Below are 20540 nucleotides of genomic sequence, written 5' to 3'. Positions count from 1 at the left end.
GACAGCCGCCGCTCCCCGGGCGTCGGAATTTGTTTGAAACGCCTGGGGGCTGGATATGACCCAAGCGACGAGTAATCTGAATCACGATCGGCTGCTGCGCAACAACCGCGGCGGAGGCAGAACGGACTGGCGATGACGACGATCGCGCGCACTTCCCGTTCAGCGCAGACACCTTATGAGATCGACGTCAGGTGTTCCGCGGCGCTTCCGAGAGAAGCGGCGACCGAGGCCCGTTGCCAGCTCTTCGCCGGTCACGACGGGCCGCACGCGGTGATGTTCGCCCGCTGCGGCAAGCGCACCGTCCGCACGTGGACCCTGCGCGACGCGGCGGGCAAGACCGACGCCGGCGCCGAAGCGCTGCGTCGACCGTGGATGTTCGGCTATCCCTCACCCGCCTGGTACGAAACCGAGTCCCCGGCGGAGCACGCCCACTGACCCGTGGCAGTCCGACCGTCCCATCCGGGAGCCGAGCAGTTCCTTCCCGACACCAGGTCCCTGGACGCGCTGCGCAGCGCGGCCGCCCGCTGCCGGGGCTGCGACTTGTACGAGAACGCGGCCCAGACCGTATTCGGGCGCGGCCCCGGCGAGGCGCGCCTGATGCTGGTCGGCGAGCAACCCGGCGATGTCGAGGACACCGAGGGCAAGGCGTTCGTCGGCCCGGCCGGCCGCCTGCTCGATCGGGCGGTCGGCGACGCGGGGCTCCGCGAGACCGCCACCTACGTCACGAACGCCGTCAAACACTTCCGCTGGAAGGGCGCTCGCGGAGGCAAACGACGCATCCACGAGAAGCCGTCGGCCGGGCAGTCGGCCGCCTGTCGGCCGTGGCTCGCCGCGGAACTGGCCGCGGTGCGCCCGACGGTCCTGGTGGCTCTGGGCGCCACGGCGGCCGGCTCACTGTTCGGGCCGGCATTCCGGGTCACGCAACAGCGCGGCACGATGCTGCCCTGGCCGCCGGAGAAGGGCGACTTCGCCGGCGACCCCACCCCGATCCAGGCGGCGCTGGCGACCGTCCACCCGTCGGCGGTGCTGCGAGCGCGCGACGAGGACCGCGCCGAGGCCTACGACGGGCTGGTCCGCGACCTCCGGGCCGCCGCGGAAGGGCTGCGCTGAGCTTCCGCCCGTCCGAATTCTCGAAAGGTCAGCGGCGACCGACCGCGTCGGCCAGTTCGTCCTTGGTCATGCTCGACCGGCCGCGCACGTTCTTCTTCCGCGCCTCGGCGTAGAGCTGCGCCTTGGTGCGCCCGCCGGGACCGGAGTGCGACCGGAGCCCGCCTCGGCGCGAGGAGGAGACGTCATTCGTGGACGTCTTGCTCTTCTGCGCCGCCTCGCCGGACCGCGCTCGTTCCTTGTTCACGGTCCGCGCGGCGATCTCCTTCGCCTCGCTGTCCTTGCGACCACGCTTCTCGAGGCTTTCCTTGATGTCCTCGTACTGGCGCTCACGCTTCTTGCTCCAGGCCTTCTGCGGCATCTCGGTCTCCTCTCTTCGTGCTCACTTCTACCCATCCGGAGCGGTTTACCGACCGAACCGCGGTGGGGAGGCCTTGAGGCAGCCCGAAGACACCGACGCACGCGGAGAACCGATGACCGACCCGGACGAGATCAAAGCCGAGATCGAGGCGACGCGAGCGGAGCTGGCCGAGACGGCCGACGCGCTGGCGGCCAAACTCGACGTGAAGGCGCAGGCGAAGGAGAAGGCCCAGGTGGCCGGCGACCGACTCGCCGCGAAGGTGGACCAGGTGCGCGCGGCCGCGCCCGAGCCGGTGCAGAACGCGATCGGCAAGGCCGAGCAAGCGGCCCAGCCGGTGCTGGCCAAGGCAGCCGAGGACAAGCAGCGCACCGCCGTCACCGTCGGCGGCGTCCTCGTCGTGGTCCTCTTCGTCCGGCGGCTCCGCAGGCGGAAGCGGTCGCGCGCGACGCCCGACGCCGGTTAGCCGGTCCCCATCACGCTGTTGTCGAGGTTGCTTAAAAGGTGGGCCGGGTCGTCCCACACCTCGACCGCGCCGGCGGCGCGCAGGTCCTCGGCCGGCGTTCCGCCGCACGTCACCCCGATGAAGGTGATGCCGGCTCGCTCCGCGGCCCGCCCGTCCCATACGGCGTCGCCGACGAACACGACCTGATCGGCGGACAAACCGCTCTCGTCCAGGGCCGCCTGCAGGATGTCCGGCTCCGGTTTGCCCTCGTCGGCGTCGCTCGAGCTGGTCGCGGCCGTGATGGCGTCGTCGGCGTCCAGGGCCGACCGCAGCGCGGACAGTTCCTCTTCGGCGGCCGACGATGCCAGGACCACGTCGAGTCCGCGCTCGGCGCAGGCCCGGACCAGGTCCTGCGCGCCGGGCAACCGGGTAAGCCGTCCCCACCACTGCTTGGACAGCGTCTTGTGGGCGGCGACGATCGCCTCGTCATCGTCCTTGTCCCGATCCTCACCCAGGCAGTGCCCGAGCAGCTGGTCGCTGGACATCCCGATGGCGTGATGGAGATCGGCCATCGGTAGGTGATGACCGTGCTGGCGCAGCGCCTCGGCCCAGCACACAGCATGGATGAAGGTGGTGTCGACGAGCGTGCCGTCGACATCGAACAGGACGCCGCGCGCAGAGTCGGTCACCAGACTCCGATACCCCGACCCGTTGGCGGGTCAAACCGACGCGCTACGTCAGACCGCCGCCGACTGCTCGGCTTCGTTGGCTGCCGTGTCCACGAGCAGCACCTGGTCGAGGCCGGCGATCGTCAACAGCCGCAGCAGGCGGCGGTGGACACCGGTGAGGATCAGGGACCCGTGCTCGCTGCGGCACCGCTCACTGGCGGTGATCAGCTCGCCGATGGCGGTGGAATCCATGAATTCGACGCGCCGCACGTCGACCCGGAGGACGCGGCGGCCCTCGTCGAGGTGGCGGGTCAGCTCCTCACGCAGTTCGTGGGCATTGGCGACGTCCAGCTCGCCGCGCAGCGATACCGCCGCGCGCCATTCGTCGCTGGACGTGGTCTGGACAGAGGTGATCTTCACAACTCGATCAGCGAAGACGACGGTGGATTCAGCGGTCATAGCCGTGACCCTTGGATTGCCCGCCTGCGGATTCGAGGCGACCGCCGAGCCCATCGGGCCGGCACTGCAACCGACCATACCCCCAAAAAGACCCTCCGACGCCATGGGTTCGATATCAGGTCGATATAGCCCACGGCCTGTAGGGAACGATGAGCGGATGCTGGGACTGCCGGACATGATCCACGCCTGCCTGTTCGACCTCGACGGAGTGCTGACCGACACCGCAGCGGTGCACAAGGTCGCGTGGGCCGGCACCTTCGACCCGGTGCTGCAAGCGCACGGGCAACCGGAGTTCAGCCAGGCCGACTACGACGAATACGTGGACGGCAAGCCCCGTCTAGACGGCGTGCGGGACTTCCTCGCCTCGCGCGGCATCGACCTGCCCGAGGGCACCGACGACGACGAGCCCGGCAACGACACGATCCACGCGGTCGCCGAGCGCAAGAATCGCGACGTGCTGCAGCGGATCAAGACCGACGGGGTGAGGGTGTTCCCCGGTTCCCTGGCGTATCTCAAAGCGGCGACGGAGGCGGGATTGCGTCGGGTGGTGGTCTCGTCCAGTGCCAACACCGCCGACGTCCTGGCCGTGACCGGGCTGGACGCCTACGTCGAGGACCGCGTGGACGGGGTGACGATCAAAAGCACCGGGATGGCCGGGAAGCCGGCCCCGGACTCCTTCCTCGCCGGAGCGCAACGCGTCGGCGTCGACCCGGGCCGGGCAGCGGTGTTCGAGGACGCCACCGCCGGGGTCGAGGCCGGGCGCCGCGGCAACTTCGGCTTCGTCGTCGGCGTCAACCGGCTCGACGACGCGCACGGCGAGGCGCTGCACGCGCACGGCGCCGACGTCGTCGTCCGCGACCTTTCTGAGTTGCTATGAGGACGGACGAGCGGTTTCCGGTCGAGCCGTGGTCGGTCCGCGAGGTGGGGCTCGACCACGCGTCACTGGCCCAGTCCGAGTCCTTGTTCGCCCTGTCGAACGGGCACATCGGCATCCGCGGCAACCTCGACGAGGGCGACCCGAACGGCCTCCCGGGCACCTACCTCAACTCGTTCTACGAGACCCGGCCGCTGCCCTACGCCGAGGCCGGTTACGGCTACCCCGAGTCAGGCCAGACGGTCGTCAACGTCACCAACGGCAAGCTGATCCGGCTCCTCGTCGACGACGAGCCGCTGGACCTGCGCTACGGCACCGTCGAGTCGCACGAACGGGTGCTCGATCTGCGGCGTGGCCTGCTCGAGCGCGAGCTGGTCTGGCGCTCGCCCGCCGGTGCGCGGGTGCGCGTGCGCAGCACCCGGCTGGTCTCGCTGACCCGGCGCTCGATCGTGGCGATCGACTACTGCGTCGAGCCGGTCGACGCCCGGGTACGGGTCGTCGCCCAGTCTGAACTCGTCGCCAACGAACACACCCCACCGCAGTCCGGGGACCCCCGCGTCACAGCCGTGATCGAGAACCCGCTCGAAGCCGTCGAACACGGTTGCGAGGGCCTGCGGGCCCTGCTGGTCCACCGCACCCGCGCCAGCAAGCTGCTGATGGCGGCGATGATGGACCACGTCGTGGACGCCACGGCGGCCGACCTGGTCACCGAGGTCACGGCCCATCCCGACTGGGCCCGGCTCACGCTCTCGACGGCGCTCTCGCCCGGGGAGGCCTTGAACCTGACGAAGTTCGTCGCGTACGGATGGTCGAGCCAACGCTCGGTGTCGGCGCTGCGCGACCAGGTGGCGGCCGGGCTGCTCAACGCCCGCGAGGCCGGTTGGGAGGCCGTGGTCGCCGAGCAGGAAAACGCGTTCACCGATTTCTGGGCCGGCGCCGACGTCGAGCTCGACGGGCCGCCGGAGATCCAGCAGGCCGTCCGATTCGGCATCTTCCACGCCTACCAGGCGGGTGCGCGGGCCGAGCAGCGGGCGATCGCCGCGAAGGGGCTTACCGGCACCGGCTACGACGGGCACGCGTTCTGGGACACCGAGTCGTTCGTCCTGCCCCTCTTGAGCGCGACGGCGCCGGACGCCGCGGCCGACGCATTGCGGTGGCGGGCCACCACCCTCGACCTCGCCCTCGAACGGGCCGGCACCTTGCGCCTCGACGGCGCCGCCTTCCCGTGGCGGACCATCCGCGGACACGAGTGCTCGGCGTACTGGCCGGCCGGGACCGCGGCCGTCCACGTCAACGCCGACATCGCGGTCGCGGCAGCCCGGCACCTGTGGTGGACCGGCGACGAGGACTTCGGACGCCACTGCGCGCTACCGATCTTCGTCGAGACGGCCCGGCTGTGGATGTCCCTGGGCTACGACGGCGATGACGGTTGCTTCCACATCGACGGGGTGACCGGTCCGGACGAGTACACCGCCCTGGCCGACGACAACACCTACACCAACCTGATGGCGGCACAGAACCTTCGCGCCGCCGCCGACGCGGTGCGCCGCTGGCCCGGCGAGTACGAGGTCTCCCGCGACGAGCCGAAGGCATGGTTGCGGGCCGCCGAAACGATGGCCGTGCCCTACAACGTGACGTTGCGCGTGCACGAACAGTCGCGCGGCTTCACCTCGCACGAGAAATGGGACTTCGAGCGGTCGGCCCGCGAGGAGGAGTACCCGCTCCTCCTGCACGCGCCGTACTTCGAGCTGTATCCACGCCAAGTGATCAAGCAGGCCGACCTGGTCCTCGCCCTGCACTGGGCCGGGGAGGCGTTCACGGCGGAGGAGAAGGCTCGGGCGTTCGCCTATTACGAGCCCCTGACCGTGCGGGACTCCTCGCTCTCGGCCTGCACGCAGGCGGTGCTGGCCGCCGAGGTCGGGCACCTCGACCTGGCTGCCGACTACCTCGCCGAAGCGGCCCTGATGGACCTGCGCGACCTCGAACACAACGCGAAGGACGGCCTGCACATCGCGTCGCTGGCCGGCGGTTGGCTGGCCCTGGTCGCCGGCTTCGGCGGCATGCGCGACAGCGGCGAGCACCTGCTGTTCCGGCCGCAGTTGCCGCCGGGCTGGCAGCGGCTGCACTTCTCCGTGCGGCCCCGGGGCCAGCGGTTGCACGTCGACATCACTCCCGATCGCGTCGAGTACTCCGTCGATGGCGACGAGGCGGTCGACCTCACCCACTGCTCCGGCCGGCGCACGGCCGAGATCACCGTGAAGCCGGGCAAGCCGGTCACCCGCACGTGGCGCCCGGTGCGGCCGCTGACCCCGACGCCCTCGCCGCCGCCGGGCCGCGAGCCCCGGTCGTTGGCGTTCGATCAGCCGAGCAGCGCGCGGGACACCGGAAGCGGGGGCGGCGGGAAGGGCCGCTCGACCAAGCGGCGATAGCGGTCATGGACAACGGCCGATGACGTGGGTGGCTCGGTTGTCGACGTGGCGCGCTGCGCTGCCGGCGGTACTGCTGCTCGCGTTCGCGGTGCTGCTCGCGGTGGTCGAGTTGCGGTGGGGTCCGGTGCATCGCCTCGACCTGCGTACGGCGCGTTCGCTGCACCGGACGGCGATCGACGATCCCAACCAGACGCGGTGGTGGCGCTGGGTCAGCGACGGCCTCAGCCCGACGGTCCTGCGCGTGGTCGCCCTCGTCGCCGTCATCGTGCTGTGGCTTCGGGGCCGGCGCCGTACGGCCGTCTTCGTCGCCGTCGCGGTCGTCGGTGCGGCAACGCTCGAGTTGGTGACCAAAGTGATCGTCGGCCGGGCCCGGCCGGTGTTCTCCGACCCCGTGGCGCACGCGGCCGGAGGGTCCTTTCCGAGCGGGCACGCCATGACGTCGCTGACTGTGTTCGGGGTGGCGGTGATCATGGCCGGGCGCCGGCGGCGCGAAACGGTCGCTGTCGCGGTCCTTGCGGTGGCGGCGGTGGGCTTCAGCCGGATGGCGCTCGGCGTCCACTACTTGAGCGACGTGCTCGGCGGGTGGCTGCTCGGCACCGCGTGGCTGCTCGCCGTCGACTGGTTCTTCAACGGGCGGACAACCGATGGCGCCGCCTGATCAGGCTCCGGTGAGCTCCATCAGTCGAGCCACGAGATCGGGGTCGGCTTCGAGGAAGACCAGCCTGTTGACCTCCTCGAACATCTGACGAAGGCGGCGGAGGTCGACGGGGTGCTCGCGCTGCTGGGTCCCCACCAGCAGGTTGAGCGCGATCCGGCCGAGCAGTCGGGCCCGTGGGCGGTCGATGCCCAGTGCGGCGCAGGCGTCGACCACGTGGCGTTCGCGGCGCCTGTCAACACGGGCGGTCACCTCGGCGACCTCCGGGTTGCTGCGCCCCCACGCGCGAATGGCCGCCTCCGAACCGTGGGGGAGGCCGACGCCGAGCTCGGTCAAGGTGGTGATGCGCAAGGTCGGGTCGGGCTGAGCTTTGGAGATCGCGATGAGCCGTTCGCTGTGCTCGGATTCCCAGTACGCGAGCAACTGGCTGGTGAAGGCCGGCATGCCGCCGAAGTGGTGGTAGAACGATCCCTTGGTGACCTCGAGGCGTTCACAGAGCACTGCGATCGTCATCGCCTCGCTGCCGTACTCACTGAGCACGGCCAAGGCCTCGCGGAAGTAATCCTCCGCGCTCAATCGATCCACTCGCCCGCCCCCGTTCGCGATCATCGGGCCATGGTGTCACCTGCCGGCCGTACCTTCCTGCCGAAAACGCCGACGTCATCTGCCGACGGCGTATCCCTGGGCGCCACGGGCGTTGGCGGCGGCCCGCAGGAAACCGTCCGGCGAGCGGGTCACCGCCGACAACCGACCCAGCGACCAGCCGTCCACTTCGGTGACGTCGTGGCCGCGGCGGCGCAGCTCACCGATCGTCGCGGCACCCAGCCGGGCCTCCGCCTCCATCCCGCGCGGCATGGATGCCCGCGGGTAGAAAGACGACGGGGGGTGGGTGCTGTGCCACGTCGGCGCGTCGATGGCCTGTTGCAGATTCATGCCGAAAACGGTGTGGAACAGGAAGAACGGGACCTGCCACTGATCCTGTTGATCGCCCCCAGGAGTTCCGAAGGCCATGTACGGCTCGCCGTCGCGCAGCGCGAGCGAGGGAGAGAGCGTCGTGCGCGGGCGCTTGCCCGGGGCCAGCGAGTTGGGCAGCCCGGACTCCAGCCAGAACATCTGGGCCCGTGTGCCCAGCCCGAAGCCGAGTTCCGGAATCACCGGCGAACTCTGCAACCAGCCGCCACTGGGCGTGGCCGAGACCATGTTTCCGAACCGGTCGATCACGTCGATGTGGCAGGTGTCGCCGCGGGTAAGGCCGCGTGAGTCGACCTGCGGCTCGATGCCGCGCGTCGGCTCCCCTACGCCTGCGGCGTCCTCGCCCGTCACCGGCGCCGGCAATCTCGCGGTGCGGCCGTCCGGTGACCCGGGCCGCAGCTCCGAGCTCGCGTCGCCGGTGACGAGGCGACGACGTTCGTCGTTGTAGGCCCCCGACAGAAGGGCATCGAGCGGCACATCGGCGACGTCGCCGTAGAACGCCTCGCGATCGGCGAACGCGAGCTTCGCGCACTCGATCACCGTGTGAACGAGGGCGGGGTCGGCCGGCCCCGTGTCGGCGAGGTCGAACCCGGCCAGGAGGGCGAGCTGCTGCAGGAGCACCGGCCCCTGCCCCCACGGCCCGGTCTTGGCGAGCCGATAGGCACCGAAGTCGAACGTCGCCGGCGGCTCGAGCGGTGTCTGCCACGCCGCGAGATCTGCCGCCGTCAGCACGCCGGCGTGCGGCGTCCCCGTCGTGTCCATCGCCGGGGTCCGCACGAAGGAATCAATCGCCTCGGCGACGAAGCCCCGGTAGAAGGCGGCCCGAGCGGCGTCGATGCCGGCGTCGCGCGACCGGCCCTCCGCCGCGACGACGATGCGCGCGTATGTGTCGGCGAGCTGCGGATTGCGCAAGCGCGATCCGGGAGCGGGCACCGCTCCGTCGCTCAGATAAACCGCGGCCGAGGTCGGCCAGTGTTCGGTGAACAGCTGCTCGACCGCGCCGATCGTGCGGCTGATCGACGGGAGCACCGGGTAACCCTGGCGGGCATACCCGATCGCGGGGGCGAGCACGTCGGGCAACGACATCGTGCCGAACCGATGGAGAACGGTGAGCCAGGCGTCGAACGCCCCCGGGACGCAGGCGGCGAGATGTCCGGTACCGGGAACCAGGTCGAGGCCGAGACCGGCGAAGTGCTCGGCCGTCGCGGCCGCCGGTGCGGCGCCCTGGCCGGCTACGACGGTGATCTCGTCGCCGGGCGCGACGCGGATGAGCATCGGCACCTCGCCACCTGGGCCGTTGAGGTGCGGCTCGACGACCTGCAGGGTGAAGCCGGCCGCGACCGCCGCGTCGAAGGCGTTGCCGCCGCGCTCGAGCATCGACAGGCCCACCGCGGACGCCAGCCAGTGCGTGGAGGCCACCATGCCGAAGTCACCCGTCAGTTCGGGTCGCGTCTGCGTCACGGTTTATCAATACCCCTGGCGCGGCTGCGGTCGGGATACTGACCCGATGCACCTGGCCGACATCCCCGTCCCGTCCACCGCCGCCGCGGAAGCCGCGGCCGAGGTGGTGGCGCAATACTCGGCCCCGGCGCTGGTGAACCACTGCATCCGCGCCTACCTGTTCGCTGCGGCCCGCGCCCAGCTGGACGGCCTCCCGGTGGACTTCGAGCTGCTGTACGTCTCAGCGATGCTGCACGACATCGGCCTCGAGCCGGCGTTCGACAGCCACACGATCGCGTTCGAGCAGGCCGGAGGCCACGTGGCCTGGGTGTTCGCCGCCGGCGCCGGCTGGCCGGCGGAGCGCCGGCGCCGGGCGGCGGGGGTGGTCGTCGCGCACATGGTCGGCGCCGACCCGGCGACCGACCCTGAGGGTCACCTGCTCGACATCGCCACCGGCCTGGACATCTCCGGGCGCGGCCCCGACGGGTGGCCGCCCGAACTGTTGCGCGAGATCGTCGCCGCTTACCCGCGGCTGGATCTGGTCGACCGGTTCCTCGCCTGCTTCCGCGACCAGGCCGAGCGCAAGCCGGGCAGCTCGGCGGCCGAGGCGATGCGCGGCGGCCTGCCCGACCGGATCACCGTCAACCCGCTCGATCGCCTCGCGCCCTGACGCGACGCGGCGAGATCGTCGTCACGCAGGGGTCGGGTCGGCATCGCCGACTGCAAGGATGACTCCGTGCCCGAAGACGCGTGGGCCGAACTGGCCGATCCGTTCGTCGACGGCGCGTATGCCTCGGTGAAGGGACGGGTACGCACCTACGTCCTGCACCAGCAGTTGCTGCGGCATCTGCCTCCCCCACCGGCAACGGTCCTCGACGTCGGCGGCGGCGCCGCGCACCAGTCGCTGCCGTTGGCGCGGCTCGGTTACGACGTGACGGTGCTCGACCCGTCGAGCGCGATGCTGGCCAAGGCGCGCGAGCGCTTGTCGGCCGAGCCCGACGAGGTCCGCGGGCGCGTCCGGCTGATCGAAGCGCCGGGTGAGCGGGCCGACGTCGCTACGAAGGGCGAGCAGTTCGCCGCCGTGCTCTGCCACGGCGTGCTTATGTATGTCGACGACCCCGCACCGTTGGTGAGCGCGTTGTGCCGTTGCCTCGCGCCTCAGGGCGTCGTGTCGATCATGGCGCTGAACGCGCAGACGCTGGCGGTCCGGCCGGCGCTCGAACAGCGCTGGGCCGATGCGCTGGCCGCCTTCGATGCCGGTTCAGAGGTGGGCGTGCTCGGCACCGACACGCGGGGCGACACCGTCGACGGGCTCTCGGATCTGCTGCGGGCCGCCGGCGTCGAGCCGGACAGCTGGTACGGCGTCTGGTTGTTCGCCGACTGGATGGACCTGGAGGTCGAGTCCACCGACGTCGCCGCCGTGGCCGAGGTCGAACTGCAGGCGAGTCTGCGGGACCCGTACCGGCAGCTCAGCCGGGTGTTCCATCTGGTGGGCCGCCGGCGCTGAGCACGCCGGCCCTCCCAGCGGGCAGGCTGTCGGCCGTGACCGCTCCGCCCCCGCCGCCCTGCGGATCCCAGCCCTACGGCACTTCGCCGCCGTCGTCGTATCCGCCGCCACCGCCGGGTTATCCCGCGGCCGGCTATCCGCAGTCGGGGTATCCGTCCTACCCGACGCTCGGACAGCCGGCGTGGGGCGCCCCGCAGGAGCCGGCTCCCCCGCCGCCTCGCGAGCTGCGCCGCTCGTCGGCCTCCTCGTCGCCAACCTGACGCTGTCCCTCGTGCTGACTGTGGTCACCGTCCTGGCGCGGCACAGCATCGTCAACTACCAGCTCGACCGTGCCACATCACCGCCAGCGGGCCGCGCTGCGCGACGGCTACATCGGCGCGGTGATCGGCCGGGTGATCGGCAACATCGGACTACTGCTGATCCAGGCCACGCCGTACCCGGCGTGGATGCGGGTCGAGGCGCTCCTGCAGGCGCTGGTCCGCGCCGCGCTCGTCTTTTCCGTGCTGCGTCCGAAGGTCCGGGCCTACTTCGCCCGCATCTGCCGGGTCGGAACACGCGGCGGTTCCGCGGCTGACCTAGGTTGCCCCGAAACGCGACCCGCGGGTGACCAGCATGATCATCTACCTGAGGTGGTCGCGCAGCATGCCGTCCTCACCGAACAGCTCTGTGCGCCACCGCGCGAGCAGCTCGGCGGCGTCGAAGTCGTCTGGGTGAAAGCCGCGCTGGTCATAGCGCCGCAGCCGCCGCAACACCGCGCGCTTCAAGAACGGGGAGTGACGCAGCCTGGCCAAGCTCCGGACGAGGCGCGTGGGATGGTAGGTGGCGCGGTCCCATGCGAGGGAGTACGCCGTCCAGGCGATCAGGGAGACCCAGAACCCGATCGAGATGAGCTGCATCGAGCGGATCCGGATCGTCTCGTCGCCGTAGACCTGCTGATACACGTCGAACGCGACCGCCTTGTGCTCCGACTCCTCCAACGCGTGCCATAGCAGCAGTGAGCGAACCTCGTTGTCGCCCAACAGTTCCTGCGCCGCGGGATCCGACAACAGCGTCTCGGCCAGCGTGGCGGTGTAATGCTCGAGGGCCGCGGTGATCGCCAAACAGACCCGCGGCGACCAGATCCGTTCGATCAGCGCGAGGCTGTGGTGGATGTAGCGGTCCATGCCGCGAGTCCGGAACCCCATCTCGGCCAGCGTCTCGTTTATGGAGCGGTGCTCCCGACCGTGCGTCACCTCCTGGCCGACGAAGCCGCGCACCTGCCGGGCGAGCTCCGGATCGGCAATCTGGTGGGCGTGGGCCCGAACGGACCGGACGAAGAAGTCCTCGCCCTCGGGAAACATCGCCGACAGCATCGACACGACGTGGCTCATCACCAGGTCGCCCTGCACGTAGTGGCGGTCCCTCGCCGGCGGCGAGTAGTGGAACTTGATCCGCCGCGCGTGCAGGTCGCGCTTCGGGACGATCTGCTCTGCGGCACGAGCCATCGGTCCACTCCGATCAGGCAAAGTCAGTGCACGTCTGTACACCCAGGCTGGGCCGCCTGGCGGGACCTGTCAAGAGCCTCGAAGCGCCACAACTGCCGATCGGTCTGCGCGTCCACGAGCCTGAGTGGGCGGGGAATGATGTCAGCAAGCGCGCAGGTCGCTCCAGCGCGTGCACGGATGTTTTCTGTGTCAGGCCCTTTCGACCTTGCCCGGGCCTGGCGCTCAGACCATCGGCCTTCGCTAGTGACTGTTCGAGGCTCCTGCGACCTTCGACGCCCCTAGAGTGATCGCATGGAATTTGGAGTCTTCATCCCCCAGGGCTGGCGTCTCGATCTCGCTGGTCTACCGCCCGAGCGGCACTGGCAGTCGATGCTCGGCGTGGCCAAGCAGGCCGAAGCCGGGCCGTGGGAATCGATCTGGGTCTACGACCACTTCCACACCGTTCCGGTGCCGACCGATGACGCGACCCACGAGGCCTGGTCGTTGATGGCCGCACTCGCCGCCACCACCGAACGGGTGCGCCTCGGGCAGATGTGCACCTGCATGGGCTACCGCAATCCCGCCTACCTGGCGAAGGTCGCCGCGACCTGCGACGTGATTTCCGGAGGCCGGGTCGAGATGGGCATCGGCGGCGGCTGGTACGAGCACGAGTGGAACGCCTACGGCTACGACTTTCCATCGGCCGGCGCGCGGCTCGGCATGCTGGACGAGGGCGTGCAGATCATGCGCCAGCTCTGGACCGAGGGCACCGCCACATTGGACGGCACGCACTACCAGGTTGCCGGCGCGATCAGCCGTCCGCTGCCGTTGCAACCCAACGGGATCCCGCTGTGGATCGCCGGCGGCGGCGAGAAGAAGACACTGCGGATCGCCGCGCAGTACGCGCAGTACACGAACTTCGACGGGACGCCCGAGACGTTCAAGCGCAAGTCCGACGTCCTCGAGCACCACTGCCGCGAGCTGGGCCGAGACTTCACCGAGATCACCCGGTCGGCCAACTACAACGTCGTCATCGGCGAGAGCGAGCAGGACGTGCAGGACAAGCTCGACTGGATCCACGCGCACTACGGCCGCTACGTCGATCAAGCCGACGAGGTCGCCCGGACCGATCGCCTCTTCCGGACCGGCCCGCTGGTCGGCACTCCGGAACAGATCGTCGAACGGCTCAAAGAGGTCGAGCGGGCCGGGCTGGCCTACATGATCGGATACTTCGTCGACGCGGCGCTGGATCCGCAGAGCATGCGGCTGTTCGCCGACAGCGTCATCCCGGCATTCGCCCGATGAGCGACGACGGGCGGATCGTCGTCGATGACCTGACGAAGGTGTTTCGCGGCAACGTGCGAGCCGTCGACCGGCTCAGCTTCACCGTCGAGCCGGGATCCGTGACCGGCTTCCTGGGACCCAACGGGGCCGGCAAGACCACGACGCTGCGGATGGTGCTCGGGCTCGTACGGCCCACCAACGGACGGGCCACGATCGGCGGCCAGGTGTACCGGCACCTGCCCAATCCCACCGCCGCTGTCGGGGCGGCGTTGGAGTCGTCGAGCTTCCATCCGGCCCGCACCGCCCGCAACCACCTGCGAATCCTCTGCACGGTCGGCGGCATCCCGGTCGCGCGGGCCGATGAGGTGCTCGACCTCGTCGGCCTGCGCGACTCGGCCAAGCGCAAGGTGCGCGGGTACTCGTTGGGCATGCGCCAGCGCCTTGCGCTGGCCGCCGCACTGCTCGGTGACCCGCGCGTCCTGGTGCTGGACGAGCCGGCCAATGGCCTCGACCCGGACGGGATCCGTTGGCTGCGCGGTCTGTTGCGCCATCTGGCCGACCAGGGACGGACGGTGCTCGTCTCAAGCCACCAGCTCAACGAGGTGCAGGAGATCGCCGACCGCGTGGTGATCCTGAACCACGGACGGCTCGTCCAGTCCGGTTCGATCGACGAGCTGACGGCCGGATCGGATTCCGTGATCGTGCGCTCCCCCAATCTCGCCGCCCTACACACCGCACTGACCGGCCAGGCGATCCAGGTAGAGCCGCTCGACGCCACTGGCCTACGGATCCGTGGGCTGTCGGCGCCCCAGGTCGGCAACCTTGCCTTCACCGCCGGTGTGGAGCTGCACGAGCTGAGCAGCCAGCGCTTCGATCTGGAGGAACTCTTCTTCGCCCTCACCAGCGAGCAAACGCCCAACCCGCAGGGAGTGCCCGCATGATCCGGCTGATCCGCGGCGAGTTCCTGAAGCTGCGCACCACCCAGGTGTGGTTCTGGCTGCTGTTGTCCACCGTTGCCGTGGGCGCATTGCTCGCGGTCGCACAGATCGCCCCGCACGACGGCATCCGCAGCCAGCAGTCGGTTCCGGATCTGTTCGCCGCGTTCGCGGCGGCCCCGGGATACATCATCCTGTTCGTCCTGGGCGTTCTCGGGGTGACCACCGAGTTCCGTTACGAGACGATCACCCCCACGGTGCTGCAGACGCCGTCGCGCTGGACGATCGTCACGGCCAAGATGATCACCTACGCGATCGTCGGCGTCCTGTACTCGATCGCTGCCCTGGCGGCCGAGGCCGTGGTCGGCATCCCTTGGCTGTCGGCCAAGGGAATCGACGTGCACTTCGGCAACGGCGAGGTCCAGCACGCGATCATCGCGACGTTCGGCGTCCTGGCCCTGTTCGGCATCGTCGGCCTGGGTATCGGCGCGCTGCTGCGCAACCAGATCGTCGCTGTCGTCGTCGGCATCATCTTCCTGATCGTGCTCGAGAACATTCTGCTGGCGATCCCGGTCGTCAAGAAGGCGTGGCCCTACACCCCGAACGGCGCCACCCAGGCGATGCTCTACACGCACGGCGACCGCGAGTTCGACAACGGAGTGCATCTGCTCTCCACCGGCGGCGGAGTTGTCGTGCTGCTGCTGTGGGCGTTCGTGCCGGCGGTGATCGGCGCCGCCTTCACGATGAACCGCGATATCACCTGATCCGCGACCCGGCTCATTCCGGGCGTCTGATGGCGCACATCCCGGCGGTCGGGCATGCCCCGACATCGCGTGACGCGTAGGCTCGTCAGGTGGCGGACAGCTCCGAGACGACCTGAGGACGGCCTGGAAAAAGTGGCGACGACCGACCAGCCGACGAGTACCGAAACCCCGGCAAACCTCGGCGACTTCGGCGCCAACGAGTGGCTCGTCGAGGACATGTACGAGCGCTATCTCGCCGATCCGAACAGCGTCGACGCCGCCTGGCACGACTTCTTCGACGACTACCGCCCCAACGGCGCGGCAGCGGGCAACGGCTCTACTCCGAGCAAGGCTTCCGGCACCGCCCCTACCAGCGACGCCGCCCCGGCCGCCGGTGCGAAGGCCGAAGCTGCGAGCTCGCCCGCCGAGGCCGCGGTCGCCCAGCCGGTGTCATCGCAGAACCGTCCGACCCCTGCCGCCCGCCCCGCGGCCGGAGCCCCGGCCGAGAGCCCGGCGGCCGAGAACAAGCCGGTACCCGTCCGGAGCGCTGAGCCGCCCAAGCCGGCCGGCAAGGACGACAAGCCACCGACGTCCGGCCCCCCGGCCGAGGAGGCGATCAAGACCACCACCGTGCAGCTGCGCGGCGCCGCCGCCCGCGTCGTCAGCAACATGGAGCAGTCGCTGCACGTCCCGACCGCCACCAGCGTGCGGGCCGTACCGGCCAAGCTCATCTTCGACAACCGCGTGGTCATCAACAATCATCTGCGCCGCGCTCGCGGCGGCAAGGTCAGCTTCACGCACATCATCGGCTACGCGGTGGTGAACGCGCTGATCGCCCACCCGGAGATGAACAACGCCTTCGGCGACATCGACGGCAAGCCGGCCGTGATCACGCCCGAGCACGTCAACCTCGGCATCGCCATCGACCTGGCCGGGAAGAACGGTGCGCGGTCACTCGTCGTCGCCTCGATCAAGGCGGCCGAGACGATGGACTTCGCCACCTTCTGGAACGCTTACGAGGACATCATCCGGCGCGCCCGCAACGGCAAGCTGACCACCGAGGACTTCGCCGGCACCACGATCAGCCTCACGAACCCCGGCACGATAGGCACCAACCACTCCGTCCCGCGGCTGATGGCCGGCCAGGGGACGATCGTCGGCGTCGGGGCGATGGAGTACCCGGCCGAGTTCAGCGGCATGAATCCCGACCAGCTAGTCGACCGGGCGATCAGCAAGATCATGACGCTCACCTCGACGTACGACCACAGGATCATCCAGGGCGCGCAGTCCGGCGAGTTCCTGCGCGAGATCCACGAACTGCTGCTGGCCGACGAGTTCTACGACGAGATCTTCGCCGCCCTGAAGATCCCCTACGAGCCGGTGCGCTGGCGCGTCGATCGCGATTTCCACCACGAGGGCCAGATCGACAAGAGCGCCCGGGTCATCGAGCTGATCAACGCGTACCGCACCCGCGGCCACCTGATGGCCGATACCGACCCGCTCGAGTACACCGTGCGCAAGCACCCGGATCTCGACATCATCAAGTACGGGTTGACGTTGTGGGACCTCGACCGCGAATTCCCGGTCGACGGGTTCGCCGGCGAGAAGATGATGAAGCTGCGCGACATCCTCGGTGTCCTGCGCGATGCCTACTGCCGGCGCGTCGGCGTGGAGTTCCGCCACATCAGCGACCCCGAAGAGCGGATGTGGATCCAGAGCCGCGTGGAGGTGAAGCACGCCGCGCCCACGCGGGAGCAGCAACTGCACATCCTCGGCCGGCTCAACGTCGCCGAGGCGTTCGAGACGTTCCTGCAGACCAAGTACGTGGGCCAGAAGCGGTTCTCGCTCGAAGGTGCCGAGACCGTCATCGCGCTGCTGGACGCCGTACTCGCCGAGGCGGCCGACCAGGATCTCGACGAGGTCGTCGTCGGCATGCCGCACCGGGGCCGGCTCAACGTCCTGGCCAACATCGTCGGCAAGCCGTATTCGAAGATCTTCAATGAGTTCGAGGGCAACATCGACCCGGGCACGGCACAGGGCTCGGGCGACGTGAAGTACCACCTCGGCGCCGACGGCACCTTCCGCTCCGCCAACGGCAAGCAGATCGCCGTCTCGCTGACCGCCAACCCGTCCCACCTCGAGGCGGTCGACCCGGTGCTCGAGGGCATCGTCCGAGCGAAGCAGGACCTCCTCGACAAGGGCGACGACGGCTACAGCGTGCTGCCGGTCATGATGCACGGCGACGCCGCGTTCGCCGGTCAGGGCGTGGTCGCCGAGACGCTCAACCTCTCCCAGCTGCGCGGCTACCGCACCGGCGGGACCGTTCACGTCGTCGTCAACAACCAGGTCGGCTTCACGACCTCGCCGTCGTCGTCGCGCTCGTCGCTCTACGCCACCGACGTCGCCCGGATGATCCAGGCGCCCATCTTCCACGTGAACGGTGATGACCCTGAGGCCTGCGTGCGCGTGGCCCGGCTGGCCGTCGAGTACCGCCGCGAGTTCCGCAAGGACGTCGTCATCGACATGGTCTGCTACCGCCGGCGCGGGCACAACGAGGCCGACAACCCGTCGTTCACCCAGCCGCTGATGTACGACATCATCGACCACAAGCGCAGTGTGCGGAAGCTCTACACCGAGGCGTTGGTCGGCCGGGGCGACATCACCCTCGAGGACGCCGAGGCCGCGCTCAAGGACTTCCAGACCCAGCTCGAGAAGGTGTTCGTCGAGACTCGCAACGCCTCGGGCAAGGCGGCCGATGCGCCCGACCTCGAGCGCGAGACGCCGTCGCAACAGGTCACGACGTCGATCCCCCTCGACACGGTGAAGCGCATCGCCGAGGCGTACGCGAACCCACCCGAGGGTTTCACGATCCACCCGCGGTTGAAGCCACAGATCGACCGCCGGGTCGCGATGGCCAGCGCCGGCAACGTCGACTGGGCCACCGCCGAACTGTTCGCCCTCGGTTCGCTGGCGCTCGAGGGCCGGGCCGTGCGACTGACCGGGCAGGACTCCAGGCGCGGAACGTTCACCCAGCGGCACGCAACCCTGATCGACCGCAACACCGGCGAGGAGTACACGCCGCTGAAGGATCTCGCGCCCGAGCAGGCCCGCTTCTTCGCCTACGACTCGCTGTTGTCGGAGTACGCGGCGATGGGTTTCGAGTACGGCTACTCGGTGGTGCGCGACGACGCGCTCGTGCTCTGGGAGGCCCAGTTCGGCGACTTCGCCGACGGAGCCCAGATCATCATCGACGAGTTCATCGCCTCGGGCGAGGCCAAGTGGGGCCAGCGGTCCGCGGTGACGCTGCTGCTGCCGCACGGCTACGAGGGTCAGGGACCCGACCACTCGTCCGGCCGGCCGGAACGGTTCCTGCAGCTCGCCGCGGAGAACAACATGACGATCGCCATGTGCTCGTCGCCGGCGAACTACTTCCACCTGCTGCGTCGGCAGGGTCTGTCGCCGGTGCGCCGCCCCCTGATCGCGTTCACCCCGAAGTCGCTGCTGCGGCTCAAAGCTGCCGTGAGCGAGGTCGAGGACTTCACCAGCGGCACGTTCCAGCCGGTGCTGCCCGATGCCGCGGTCGATCCGGCCGGGGTCAAGCGGGTGCTGCTCTGCACCGGCAAGGTCTACTACGACCTCGTCGCGGAGCGCGAGCGGAACGGCCGCACCGACTTCGCCATCGTGCGGGTCGAGCAGCTCTATCCGCTGCCGGTCGCCGAGCTGCAGGCCGAGCTGTCGCGCTACCCGAGCGTTGAGGTCGTGTGGGTGCAGGAGGAACCGGCTAACCAGGGCGCCTGGCCTTTCATGGCGTTGAACCTGCCCGAGCACCTCGAGGGACGACCGCTGCTGCGGGCCTCGCGCAAGGCGTCGGCGTCCCCCGCCGTCGGGTCACATGCCGTGCACGAGGCCCAGCAGCAAGAGGTCGTCGCCACCGCGTTCGGCTGATCTCCCCCGAAGTTGTCCGCGCTTCGCCACACCATGCCGTGGTGACGCACGGACAACTCGGTCGGGAAGGATGGCGGCATGACTGACACGCCGCTCCGCTGGGGGATCCTTGGGGCCGGCGGTATCGCGGCCACGGTCGGTGCCGACATCGCTGCCACGCCGGGCAACGTCCTGCAGGCGGTCGGGGCGCGGGATGCCGACCGGGCGGCGGCGTTCGCGGCCGAGCACGGGGTGGCCCGCTCGTACGGCTCCTACGCCGAGCTGCTGGCCGACGACGACGTCGACGTCGTCTACATCGCCACGACGCACGGCCAGCACCGCGACCACGCGCTGATGGCGCTGCGGGCCGGCAAGCCACTACTCGTCGAGAAGGCGTTCACCCTCAACGCGGCCCAGGCCCGAGAGGTCGTCGCCGAGGCCCGCGCGCGGAACCTGTTCTGCATGGAAGCGATGTGGACGCGCCTCAACCCGCTGATCCGCCAGGCGGTCGAAATCGCGAACAGCGGCCGGATCGGTGACGTGGTCGGCGTCCGCGGCGACCTGTCGCGGCACTTCCCCTATGACCCGGCCCACCGCCTGTTCGACCTGGCCGCCGGCGGTGGTGCGCTGCTCGACCTGGGGATCTACCCGGTCACGGTCGCGTGGTTGTTCCTCGGGCGTCCGGACACGATCCAGGCGGTCGCGTCGTACTCACCGACCGGCTCCGACCTCACCACCGCGATGCAGTGGCGTTACTCGGACGGACGGCTGGCCCAGTTGTACTGCAGCGCCGCCGGCGACAGTCCGTTCGCGGCGCTGATCAACGGGACGGACGGGTGGATCCGCGTCGAGCCGCGCATCCACCGGCCCGAGCGACTGGTGGTGTCCGACCGGTCGGGCGAAGAGATCGTCGAGGGTGAGCCGGCGCCGGGCAGCGGCTACGGCTACGAGGTGCTCGAGGTACAGCGCTGCCTGGCCGCCGGCGAACTGGAGAGCCCGCTGGTGCCCCTCGACCAGACCGTGGCCATCCTCGAGGTGCTGGACGAGACGCGTCGCCAGCTCGGCGTCCGGTACTCAGCCGACAGAGAGGACTGAGCCGTGTATTTCACCGACCGCGGAATCGAAGAGCTGGTCGCCCGCCGCGGCGAGGAACAGGTCAGCGTCGAGTGGCTGGCCGATCATCTGCAGGCCTTCGTCGACGCCAACCCGGAGTTCGAAACCGCCATCGACCGCTTCGCCACCTATCTCGCCAGGAGCGATGAGGACGAGGAGTAGAG

At 69.7% G+C, this 20540-nt stretch carries 21 protein-coding genes and 1 pseudogene; 16 read left to right on the top strand and 6 right to left on the bottom strand.

The genetic code is table 11. From position 1 onward, the window contains the following. Positions 1–132: 132 nt before the first annotated feature. The gene (locus tag ABR571_RS18350; protein WP_409454651.1) at positions 133–435 is read left to right on the top strand and encodes a hypothetical protein; all 303 of its coding nucleotides are present in this window, start codon (positions 133–135) and stop codon (positions 433–435) included. Positions 436–438: 3 nt separating this feature from the next. Then, positions 439–1110, top strand: a complete 672-nt coding sequence (locus ABR571_RS18345) for a UdgX family uracil-DNA binding protein (protein WP_409454650.1) — start codon at positions 439–441, stop codon at positions 1108–1110. A 28-nt stretch (positions 1111–1138) separates the two neighbouring features. Here ABR571_RS18345 and ABR571_RS18340 read toward each other — a convergent pair whose 3' ends face one another. Further along, on the bottom strand, positions 1139–1468 hold the full coding sequence (locus ABR571_RS18340; protein ID WP_409454649.1) for a plasmid stabilization protein: 330 nt from the start codon (positions 1466–1468) through the stop codon (positions 1139–1141). Here ABR571_RS18340 and ABR571_RS18335 point away from each other — a divergent pair. Then, positions 1419–1706: pseudogene (locus tag ABR571_RS18335) on the top strand (DUF3618 domain-containing protein); the annotation flags it as partial. The gene ABR571_RS18340 and the pseudogene ABR571_RS18335 sit on opposite strands and share 50 nt — an antisense overlap. A gap of 159 nt (positions 1707–1865) precedes the next feature. After that, positions 1866–1931: a hypothetical protein gene (locus tag ABR571_RS18330; RefSeq protein WP_409454678.1), complete on the top strand. Its 66-nt coding sequence runs from the start codon at positions 1866–1868 to the stop codon at positions 1929–1931. Here ABR571_RS18330 and ABR571_RS18325 read toward each other — a convergent pair. Further along, positions 1928–2602, bottom strand: coding sequence for an HAD family hydrolase (locus ABR571_RS18325; protein WP_409454677.1), 675 nt, complete (start codon positions 2600–2602; stop codon positions 1928–1930). The two genes, ABR571_RS18330 and ABR571_RS18325, sit on opposite strands and share 4 nt — an antisense overlap. Positions 2603–2647: 45 nt before the next feature. Then, a complete protein-coding gene (locus tag ABR571_RS18320) occupies positions 2648–3037 on the bottom strand; it encodes an STAS domain-containing protein (RefSeq protein ID WP_409454648.1) in 390 nt (129 codons plus the stop codon). A 157-nt stretch (positions 3038–3194) separates the two neighbouring features. On the opposite strand from ABR571_RS18320, the gene ABR571_RS18315 reads away from it, so the two are divergent. From ABR571_RS18315 to ABR571_RS18305, 3 genes are read left to right on the top strand one after another with little or no spacing between them, the layout of a single operon-like run. Further along, positions 3195–3914 carry a beta-phosphoglucomutase family hydrolase gene (locus tag ABR571_RS18315; protein ID WP_409454647.1) on the top strand — a complete coding sequence of 240 codons (720 nt, stop codon included), beginning with the start codon at positions 3195–3197 and terminating at the stop codon, positions 3912–3914. Further along, a complete protein-coding gene (locus tag ABR571_RS18310; RefSeq protein WP_409454646.1) occupies positions 3911–6340 on the top strand; it encodes a glycoside hydrolase family 65 protein in 2430 nt (809 codons plus the stop codon). The genes ABR571_RS18315 and ABR571_RS18310 overlap by 4 nt, the downstream gene beginning before the upstream one ends. Positions 6341–6359: 19 nt before the next feature. Continuing rightward, positions 6360–6998 carry a phosphatase PAP2 family protein gene (locus tag ABR571_RS18305; protein ID WP_409454645.1) on the top strand — a complete coding sequence of 213 codons (639 nt, stop codon included), beginning with the start codon at positions 6360–6362 and terminating at the stop codon, positions 6996–6998. Here the strand turns inward: ABR571_RS18305 and ABR571_RS18300 are convergent, their stop codons facing one another. Both ABR571_RS18300 and ABR571_RS18295 read right to left on the bottom strand, forming a co-directional pair. After that, the gene (locus ABR571_RS18300; RefSeq protein ID WP_409454644.1) at positions 6999–7604 is read right to left on the bottom strand and encodes a TetR/AcrR family transcriptional regulator; all 606 of its coding nucleotides are present in this window, start codon (positions 7602–7604) and stop codon (positions 6999–7001) included. A 51-nt stretch (positions 7605–7655) separates the two neighbouring features. Continuing rightward, on the bottom strand, positions 7656–9389 hold the full coding sequence (locus tag ABR571_RS18295) for a gamma-glutamyltransferase family protein (protein WP_409454676.1): 1734 nt from the start codon (positions 9387–9389) through the stop codon (positions 7656–7658). 85 nt (positions 9390–9474) lie between these two features. Between ABR571_RS18295 and ABR571_RS18290 the strand changes: the two genes are divergently transcribed. The 3 genes from ABR571_RS18290 (at position 9475) to ABR571_RS18280 (ending at position 11174) form a co-directional block, all read left to right on the top strand. After that, positions 9475–10077, top strand: a complete 603-nt coding sequence (locus tag ABR571_RS18290) for a cyanamide hydratase (protein WP_409454643.1) — start codon at positions 9475–9477, stop codon at positions 10075–10077. Positions 10078–10143: 66 nt separating this feature from the next. Continuing rightward, entirely contained in the window at positions 10144–10914 is a 771-nt protein-coding gene (locus ABR571_RS18285) for a methyltransferase domain-containing protein (protein WP_409454642.1), read from the top strand. A 35-nt stretch (positions 10915–10949) separates the two neighbouring features. Next, complete coding sequence (locus ABR571_RS18280; RefSeq protein WP_409454641.1) at positions 10950–11174, top strand: hypothetical protein; 225 nt, start codon at positions 10950–10952, stop codon at positions 11172–11174. Between the two features lie 360 nt (positions 11175–11534). On the opposite strand, the gene ABR571_RS18275 is transcribed toward ABR571_RS18280, so the two are convergent. After that, complete coding sequence (locus tag ABR571_RS18275; protein WP_409454640.1) at positions 11535–12398, bottom strand: metal-dependent hydrolase; 864 nt, start codon at positions 12396–12398, stop codon at positions 11535–11537. Positions 12399–12689: 291 nt separating this feature from the next. Between ABR571_RS18275 and ABR571_RS18270 the strand changes: the two genes are divergently transcribed. From ABR571_RS18270 to ABR571_RS18245, 6 genes are all read left to right on the top strand, one after another. After that, positions 12690–13682: an LLM class F420-dependent oxidoreductase gene (locus tag ABR571_RS18270; protein ID WP_409454639.1), complete on the top strand. Its 993-nt coding sequence runs from the start codon at positions 12690–12692 to the stop codon at positions 13680–13682. Then, positions 13679–14602, top strand: a complete 924-nt coding sequence (locus ABR571_RS18265; RefSeq protein WP_409454638.1) for an ABC transporter ATP-binding protein — start codon at positions 13679–13681, stop codon at positions 14600–14602. Before ABR571_RS18270 ends, ABR571_RS18265 begins: the two co-directional genes overlap by 4 nt. Next, positions 14599–15360 (top strand): ABC transporter permease, encoded by a 762-nt coding sequence (locus ABR571_RS18260; protein WP_409454637.1) that lies wholly within the window; start codon positions 14599–14601, stop codon positions 15358–15360. The genes ABR571_RS18265 and ABR571_RS18260 overlap by 4 nt, the downstream gene beginning before the upstream one ends. Positions 15361–15414: 54 nt before the next feature. After that, on the top strand, positions 15415–19284 hold the full coding sequence (locus ABR571_RS18255) for a multifunctional oxoglutarate decarboxylase/oxoglutarate dehydrogenase thiamine pyrophosphate-binding subunit/dihydrolipoyllysine-residue succinyltransferase subunit (RefSeq protein WP_409454636.1): 3870 nt from the start codon (positions 15415–15417) through the stop codon (positions 19282–19284). Between the two features lie 78 nt (positions 19285–19362). Continuing rightward, entirely contained in the window at positions 19363–20358 is a 996-nt protein-coding gene (locus tag ABR571_RS18250; RefSeq protein WP_409454635.1) for a Gfo/Idh/MocA family protein, read from the top strand. A gap of 3 nt (positions 20359–20361) precedes the next feature. Further along, positions 20362–20538, top strand: a complete 177-nt coding sequence (locus ABR571_RS18245) for a DUF6104 family protein (protein ID WP_409454634.1) — start codon at positions 20362–20364, stop codon at positions 20536–20538. Positions 20539–20540: the final 2 nt, after the last annotated feature.

The sequence above is a fragment of the Jatrophihabitans sp. genome, assembly GCF_046262535.1.
Lineage (GTDB): Bacteria > Actinomycetota > Actinomycetes > Mycobacteriales > Jatrophihabitantaceae > Jatrophihabitans.
The sequence above is the reverse complement of the archived record's forward strand: the minus strand, read 5'-3'. Positions and strand labels throughout refer to the sequence as shown.